At 60.1% G+C, this 8,235-nt stretch carries 6 protein-coding genes; 3 read left to right on the top strand and 3 right to left on the bottom strand.

The features are described 5' to 3' along the window. Window positions 1-323 precede the first annotated feature (323 nt). Window positions 324-1,022 (top strand): DUF3047 domain-containing protein, encoded by a 699-nt coding sequence (locus PEP31012_RS04005; RefSeq protein ID WP_174978095.1) that lies wholly within the window; start codon window positions 324-326, stop codon window positions 1,020-1,022. Window positions 1,023-1,112: 90 nt separating this feature from the next. Here PEP31012_RS04005 and PEP31012_RS04000 read toward each other — a convergent pair whose 3' ends face one another. Continuing rightward, window positions 1,113-2,309 carry a M20 aminoacylase family protein gene (locus PEP31012_RS04000; RefSeq protein WP_150587998.1) on the bottom strand — a complete coding sequence of 399 codons (1,197 nt, stop codon included), beginning with the start codon at window positions 2,307-2,309 and terminating at the stop codon, window positions 1,113-1,115. A gap of 213 nt (window positions 2,310-2,522) precedes the next feature. Here PEP31012_RS04000 and PEP31012_RS03995 point away from each other — a divergent pair, with 213 nt between their 5' ends. Together PEP31012_RS03995 and PEP31012_RS03990 are read left to right on the top strand one after the other, a co-directional pair. Further along, the gene (locus tag PEP31012_RS03995) at window positions 2,523-4,604 is read left to right on the top strand and encodes a molybdopterin-containing oxidoreductase family protein (RefSeq protein ID WP_150587997.1); all 2,082 of its coding nucleotides are present in this window, start codon (window positions 2,523-2,525) and stop codon (window positions 4,602-4,604) included. 127 nt (window positions 4,605-4,731) lie between these two features. Beyond that, window positions 4,732-5,796, top strand: a complete 1,065-nt coding sequence (locus PEP31012_RS03990) for an aminopeptidase (RefSeq protein WP_246171123.1) — start codon at window positions 4,732-4,734, stop codon at window positions 5,794-5,796. Between the two features lie 336 nt (window positions 5,797-6,132). On the opposite strand, the gene PEP31012_RS03985 is transcribed toward PEP31012_RS03990, so the two are convergent. Then, window positions 6,133-6,612, bottom strand: coding sequence for a MarR family winged helix-turn-helix transcriptional regulator (locus tag PEP31012_RS03985; protein WP_150587996.1), 480 nt, complete (start codon window positions 6,610-6,612; stop codon window positions 6,133-6,135). Window positions 6,613-6,958: 346 nt separating this feature from the next. Next, window positions 6,959-8,113: a porin gene (locus tag PEP31012_RS03975; RefSeq protein WP_150587995.1), complete on the bottom strand. Its 1,155-nt coding sequence runs from the start codon at window positions 8,111-8,113 to the stop codon at window positions 6,959-6,961. Window positions 8,114-8,235 lie beyond the last annotated feature (122 nt).

Genomic DNA, 8,235 nt, shown 5'->3' with positions numbered 1-8,235 from the left:
CCCGTGTGAAAGTAGGTAATCGTCAGGCTCCCCTTAAAAACCCCTTGCTACAACGCGTAGCAAGGGGTTTTTGCTTTTCTGGGAAATTCCGCCTGGATCGACGTCCGGTTCTCCTTTAGCATTCGGCCACGGGGTTAGTGGAAGTTCAGGAAGTTCGGGGAGCGAAACGAGTGGTCGATCAAGTGCGAAGCAAGCGCCATGCAAGATGGTGTGCGGGCGTGGCATGCGTTGGTGCTGCCATGGTAGTCTGGGGAATCGGTGGATGTACTTCGCTGGGACCGTCTTCCACGTCGTCTCACCATGCCTCGACGTCGGTCTCGTCAATGCAGAGCGATGACATCGCTCCGCTTTCCGCCGCCGTGAATCCAGATGGTTTGCCGCCGCATTGGGAGACCTATCTGGTCACTCGCAACAAGCGGCTAACCCGTTACGAACAGACGACCGATAGCGACGGCATCGCAGTCATTCGGGCCGCGGTCGATCGATCGGCGTCCGGCATCGCACAGCGGCTCGACATTCCGGTGTACCCGGAAACCAAACTGACATGGCGCTGGCGTGCCGATGCGATCCCGGCAGGGGCCGACATTCGCACGAAGGCTCTCGACGACGCGCCCGTACGCATTGCCCTCGCATTCGGCGGCGATTCCGCAAAGCTCACCGTACAGGATCAACTGCATCGCGAATTGGCGCGCATGGTCAGCGGTCGTGATTTGCCGTTTGCGACCCTGATGTACACCTGGGGCGACGATAAATTCGCCGCAGACGCTGTCGTCACCAATCCCTACACCGGTCGAATTCGCTCCGTCGTTGTCGAGCGCGGCGACGAGCATCTTGGGAAATGGCGAACCTATTCTCGTGACATCGCCAAGGATTACGAGCAGGCATTTGGCGAGCCTCCGGGGCGTTTGATCGGCATCGCGATCATGAGTGACGGCGACAATACCCGATCAAAATTCACCGCGTGGTACGGTGACATTCGTCTTGAAACGGATGGTATACCCACAACAACGGCTGCAAAATAGGGTGATCTCATTCGCATTAAACGTGAAAAAGCCGGCAAGTGATACTCGCCGGCTTTTCTCATGGGTGTCCGATGCGCGGATCAGGACAGCTTATGCACGGCGCCCAAAATAGGTTTCGACCAGCTTGACCCAGTAAGTGCCGCCAAGGGGGAGCAGATCGTCATTGAAGTCATAGCTGGCGTTGTGCAGATTGCACGGCCCGAGGCCGTGGCCCATGTCCCGGTGGGTGCCGTCGCCGTTTCCGATGAAGACGTACGCCCCCGGCTTCTCAAGAAGCATGAACGAGAAGTCCTCGGCCCCCATCGTGGGTTCCACCTTGTCGTTGACGTTCTCGTTGCCGACGAGCTCGCGCATCACATCGGCACAAAGCGCTGCCATGCCAGGGTCATTGATGGTCGGCGGGTAATTGCGAAGGAATTCGATTTCGGCCGAGCAACCCAACCCCTTGGCCACGAATTCGGCAATCTCGCGCATGCGCGTCTCGATGAGATCCAGGACCTCAATGGAGAAGGTGCGAACCGTGCCGCCCAACCATGCCAGATCGGGAACCACGTTCGTGGTGTCGCCCGCATGGATCTGCGTGATGGAGAGCACGGCGGCGTCGATCGGACGCTTGTTGCGCGTGATGATGCTTTGCAACGCCTGCGCCACCTGAACGGCCGCAATCACCGGGTCGATGCCGGCATTTGGAATGCCCGCGTGGGTCCCCTTGCCGCGAAGCGTGATCTTGAATTCGTTGCTCGATGCCATCATGGGGCCGGGCGTCACTGCGAACGTACCGGTCGGCACGCCCGGCCAGTTGTGCATGCCGAACACAGCCTGCATGGGGAAGCGCTCGAACAGGCCGTCCTTGATCATTTCACGCGCGCCGCCGCCACCTTCCTCTGCCGGCTGGAAGATCAGATAGACGGTGCCGTCGAAATGGCGATGCTTTTGAAGATACTGTGCGGCGGCAAGCAGCATGGCCGTGTGGCCGTCGTGACCGCACGCATGCATCTTGCCTTCGTGCTTTGAGGCGTGCTCGAACGTGTTGGCTTCGCGAATCGGCAGTGCATCCATATCGGCGCGCAAACCGATCGCTCGGTCGCTGCTGCCTTGCTTGATGATGCCGACGACGCCCGTTTTCCCGAGTCCACGGTGAATGGGGATACCCCATTGCGTCAGCGTATTCGCCACCACATCGGCGGTGCGCTTCTCTTCGAAGCACAGTTCGGGATGCGCGTGAATGTCGCGTCGGATGGTCTGGATTTCGCCGCGAGCGGCGTCGATTTCTGGAATGAGCTTCATGACGGGGTTCCCTGCAAGGCACAATGGCTCATCTTACCCCTAATGACCTGGTCTGACACCTTGGTAGGAAACGCCCGAGTGCAGCGCCGGACGCGTCTGGAAAATGTCGCAATCGGCCGCGCCGCGGGGTGGGGCCGGGGGGAACGTAATACAATATCGCCAGCGTCGCACCGTTGGCGAACGCAGCCATTTCGCAAAGAGAGGAGTCGTTTCATGACGACCAACACCCGCGTCGTTCGGGCCGCATGCCCGCATGACTGTCCCGACACGTGCGCGATGCACGTCACGGTGGAAAATGGCGTCGCGATCAAGGTCCAGGGCGATCCCGACCATCCGACGACCAAGGGTGTCTTGTGTACGAAAGTCTCACGATACACCGAGCGAACCTATCATCCGGATCGCTTGTTGCATCCACTCAAGCGCGTCGGGCCGAAAGGTAGCGGACAGTTCGTGCCGGTCAGTTGGGATGCGGCGCTCGACGAGATCGCGGCCCGTCTGGGGGCGATTGCGGCGCGCGAACCCGAAGCGATTCTGCCCTATAGCTACGCGGGCACGATGGGCTTTGTCCAGGGCGAGTCGATGGCCGCAAGGTTCTTCAACAAGCTCGGTGCGTCCGAACTCGATCGCACAATCTGTGCGAGTGCAGGCGCCGCGGGGCTACGCTACACGTATGGCGCTGGCGTCGGCATGCACGTCGAGCACTTTGTCGACAGCAAGCTGATTCTGATCTGGGGCAGCAATCCGATTACGTCGAGCGTGCATTTCTGGGCGATCGCACAGGAGGCCAAGCGCCGCGGGGCGAAGCTGATCGCCATCGATCCCTATCGATCGCTCACGGCGGAGAAATGCCATCAGCATATTGCCTTGCTGCCAGGGACGGATGCCGCATTGGCGCTGGGCATGATGCATGTCCTGATCGCGGAGGACCGAGTCGATCACGAATATATCGCGCGGCACACGGTGGGTTACGCACAGCTCAAGGATCGTGTGCGGCGTTACACGCCGGCCCGTGTCGCGGAAATTTGCGGTATCGACGAAGCGACGATCACGACATTGGCGCGCGAATATGCAAGCGCGAAACCTGCCGCGATTCGGCTGAACTATGGCATGCAGCGCGCCAAAGGCGGTGGGCAGGCGACGCGTGCGGTCGCATGCTTGCCGGCGTTGATCGGCGCGTGGCGCGATCCGGCGGGTGGGCTGTTGATGTCGACGTCTGGTTACGCACCCGTCGATTCGCTGGCGCAGGCGCGGCCGGATCTGCGGCCGCACCCGGAAAAGCCGGCTCGCGTGGTGAACATGAGCGCGATCGGCGATGCACTTTGCCATCCGGGCGACGAGGTGTTCGGGCCCAAGATCGAGGCGCTGGTGGTCTATAACAGCAACCCGGTCGCGGTGGCGCCGGAGTCGGGCAAGGTGGCCGCGGGCTTCGGCCGAGACGACCTTTTCACGGTGGTGCTGGAACATTTCCAGACGGACACCGCCGATTACGCTGACTTCGTGCTGCCGGCAACGACGCAGCTCGAGCATCTGGATATCCACAAGGCTTACGGTCACACCTATCTGCTGGCGAACAATCCGGCGATTGCACCACTCGGCGAAGCCAAGCCCAACTCGGAAATCTTTCGTCTTCTGGCCCGACGCATGGGATGGCAGGAGGCTTGTTTCTCCGACACCGACGATCAACTGGCTGCGCAATCGATTCGCTGGAACGATGCCCGCATGGCAGGCAGTGACTGGGAAACCCTCAAGCGCGACGGGTGGATCCGCTACGAGCTTCCGGATGCACCGTTTGCCAACGGGCAGTTCCCGACGCCGTCCGGAAAGTGCGAGTTCTATTCCGAGCGCATGTTGCAGGAAGGTTTCGACCCGTTGCCCGACTGGGTGCCGCCGTACGAATCCGTGGCGAGCAATCCGAACCTGGCAGCCCGCTATCCGCTGGCGATGATTTCACCGCCTGCCCGTCACTTTCTGAATTCGAGCTTCGTGAACGTCGATAGCCTGCGCGCCTCGGTGGGCGGGCCGACGCTGGATATTCATCCCTCGGATGCCGCGATGCGCGGCATTGTGGATGGTGGCGACGTGCGCATCTTCAACGACCGAGGTACGTTGAACGCCAAGGCTCGCGTGACCGAGAAGGCCCGTGAAGGTGTCGTCGTCGGTTTATCGATCTGGTGGAAAAAGCTCGCGCCGGACGGCAAGAATGCGAACGAAGTCACGAGCCAGCAGCTCACCGATCTGGGCCGGGCACCAACGTTTTACGACTGTCTGGTCGAAGTCGCGCCGGCGCTGTCATAACGCCTGTCGATGTCGAGTTGACGCCGAGGAGCCCGAGATGCCTATTCCGTCTGCAAGGTTCCCGGTGTTCTCGGCGTGCCGGCGACCGAGTTTTCGCGTCGCGGTGGCTGCAGTGGCGGGGTTGGGCATGTTGCTCGGTCTTGGCGGATGCGGCCAGGTTGGGTACTACGCTCAGTCGATCAACGGGCACTTCACGGTGTTGCACGCGGCGCAGCCGGTGTCTGATCTGCTGGCCGATCCATCGATTGCCCCGCAGTTGCGCGCCCGGCTGATCGAGGCCGAGCAAATTCGCAGCTATGCCGTGTCGGCGCTCAGTGAGCCGGATAACGGGAGTTATCGCAGCTATGCAGATCTCAAGCGGCCGTTTGTCGTCTACAACGTCTTTGCCGCACCAGCACTGTCGTTGAAGCTTCGCGAGTCGTGTCTGTTGGTCGTCGGATGCGTCGAGTATCGGGGCTATTACTCGCGCGAATCTGCGGAGGCCTATGCGGCCGAATTGCATCGAGATGGCTGGGAGACATTCGTCGCCGGGATTCCTGCGTATTCGACGCTGGGCTATTTCGACGATCCGCTGCTCAACACTTTCATTTATCTTCCGCGGGCGGAAGTTGCGCGGATGATCTTTCACGAACTCGCCCATCAGATTCTGTTCGTCCGGGGCGATACGGCGTTCAACGAGTCCTTCGCCGTGACAGTGGAAACCGTGGGCGTGCGGCGCTGGTTGACGGCGCACCCCAACGCCGCAACGGAGTACGAGCGATACGACGCTCGCCGACGTCAGTTTCGTCAATTGGTGGATGGCTATCGCGGGCGTTTGGAAACACTGTACGAGAGCTCGGAACCGGACGCACAGAAGGTGGCAAGTAAGGATGCACTGTTTGCCAGCATGCGCGCCGACTATGAGCGGTTGAAGGCGTCGTGGGGTGGGTACAAAGGGTTTGACCTTTGGTTTGCCTCCCACTTGAACAATGCCAAGATCGGATCGTTTGCGACATATAACCAGTGGGTGCCGGCGTTCATGGCATTGCTGGCAGAGAAGCACGACGATTTGCCGGCGTTTTACGCTGCCGTCAAAACCCTCTCCAAGCGACCGGACGCAGAGCGCGTTGCCGCGCTGACCTCGCTGGACCACACCTCCGCGGCGGCCGCATCTCGAGACTTGGACGTTACGCCGATGCAGGCGCGACGCTAGGCTGGTTGAGATGCGCCGTCGAAACTAGATCTGAACGGCGAGAATCGAGGTTCGAGGTTCGAGGTTCAAGGTTCGAGGTTCGAAGGCCGAGGTTCGAAGGTCGAGGTTCGAAGGTCGAGGAGCGACGTGCCGAGGTTCGATGGCCTAGATTCGAGGATCGAAGGATCGAAAGTCAACGCTGGAGCGTTGAGGAACGAGGGTCGAAGCGACAAGGTTCGAGTCTTGGGCATCGAGCGTCGGGCATCGGATGCGGCAGGTCGAATGTCGACAAGCCTCGATCAAAAGTTCGAGTGATAGATTCGCTTCAAATCGAAAGCGACGCGCCCGTCGGGGGTGTCAGGCAATCACTGATTTCAAGTCGCCCAGCAGCGCATAGAGTTGCTGCTGTCTGTCCTCCGGCAGCTTCCCCAGGCGCTGCTCGATCCATTGCTCATGGGCACGGGCCATATCGGAGAACGCCTTTTTCCCGCGTGGCGTGAGCTTGATCAGAAAGGCGCGCCGGTCGTTGACGACCGTCTGGCGCGTTACCCAGCCTTCCTTCTCCAACTGATCGGTAATGCCCGTGACGTTTCCGCCGGTGACCATCATCCGCTTGCTCAGCTCCCCCATCTTCAGCCCCTCAGGGTGCCGGTCGAGTTGCGCAAGCAGATCGAAGCGCGGCAGCGTGCAATCGAAATCCTGGCGCAGGCGCGAACGGATGTCCGTCTCGATCATATTGGCGCACGTGAGGAGGCGCAGCCATAGCCGCAGGGCATCGTGCTCGCGATCGTGGGCTCGGGTTTCGAGATCGAGAGAGTCGGCGTCGGCGAGGCTCATGGTGGATGATGTGAAATTTACAGTATGGAAATTTTAGGTTTGAAATAAACCATCGGTCAAGCTGGGACCGTTACGAAGGTCTGGTGTAGCCTATGCTGGCAAAGCGGCAAAGCGGCAAAGCGGCAAAGCGGCAAAGCGGCAAAGCGGCAAAGCGGCAAAGCGGCAAAGCGGCAAACGGCAAACGGCAAACGGCAAACGGCAAACGGCAAACGGCAAAGCGGCAAACGGCAAAGCGGCAAACGGCAAACGGCAAACGGCGGAAGCAGTCGCTGCTTCGCCGACACCATAAAAAAAGGGCACCCGAAGGTGCCCTTTCGTCAAAGCCTAAGTGACAGAAGCTGTCAGCTTAGAACTTGTGACGGATACCAGCCGTAACGGCGAACTGGTTCGTGCTTTGCGCGAAACCTTGGCCGTTCATCGACGCGCCGCCAGGAGCGTCGTTGTTGGCGTGTTGCCACAGACCAACCAGGTACGTGTCCGTGCGCTTCGACAGGAAGTAGTCGACGCCCAGGTTGACTTGGTGATACTTCGGCGACACGTCGGTCGTACCGTCGTTCAGCTTCGTCCAGGTGTACGTGTAAGCCAGGCCCAGTTGCAGAGCCGGGGTCAGCATGTACTTGCCGTTCAGTTCGACGTTGTCGAACTTCCAGCTGCCGCCGCCGATGTAGTCATACTTGCTGTGGCTGTAGACCAGGCCAACCGTGGCCGGGCCGAAGGCGTACGAACCGCCTGCCGAAGCAATGAATGCCTTGTCGCTGGAGGCCAGACCGCCGGCCGTCATGGCCGTGTTCTGGTCGCCGCTCAGCAGCACGCCCGACGAGTTGCTGCCCGGGGAGCCGAGGTACACGTAACCAGCGCCCAAGCTCAACGGGCCGTTGGCGTAGCCCATGCCAACCGACCATGCGCGGTTGTTCGCGAAGCCCGTGCCCGTCGAACCGTTGTTGGCCGAGTTCGAGAAGCCATACAGAGCGCCAGCCTTGAAGCCGTTGTAGTCAGCGGTCGTGTACTTGATCGAGTTGTTGATGCGGAACGAGTTGTTCAGGTTGTCGTTATCGAACGGGTGAGCGCCCGAAAACGTTGCCCATTGGCTACCCGAAGCGTACGGACCAACGAAGTCAACCAGCGAGTCGTACTGACGACCGATCGACACCGTGCCAGCCGTTGCGCTGCTCAGGCCAACGTAAGCTTGACGACCGAACAGGCGACCGCCTTGAGCCGACATACCGTTGTTGACGTTGAAGCCGCTTTCCAGCACGAAGATCGCCTTCAGGCCGCCGCCCAGATCTTCAGCGCCCTTCAGGCCCCAACGCGAACCTTGCAGGTTGCCGCTGTTCAGCGAGATGTTCTTGGCGGTTTGTGCGGTGCCGGCAACGTTGCCGCCCGTCTTGTTCACGTAGGTGAAGCCACCGTCGATAATACCGTACAGGGTCACGCTGCTTTGAGCGTGAGCAGCGCCAGCGAATGCGCCGAGCACACCCAGAGCGAGAAGCGACTTTTTCATTGAGTGATCTCCAAAGGATTGTGAGATTTGTTTAACAAGGTCACTAGTGATAACGTCCTTGCTAATCAACTTCGCGAGAAGTTGGACGTAATGTAACAAATTCACTGTGGGCGGCAAAGGAA

The sequence above is a fragment of the Pandoraea eparura genome (assembly GCF_902459725.1).
GTDB lineage: Bacteria > Pseudomonadota > Gammaproteobacteria > Burkholderiales > Burkholderiaceae > Pandoraea > Pandoraea eparura.
The sequence above is the reverse complement of the archived record's forward strand: the minus strand, read 5'-3'. Positions and strand labels throughout refer to the sequence as shown.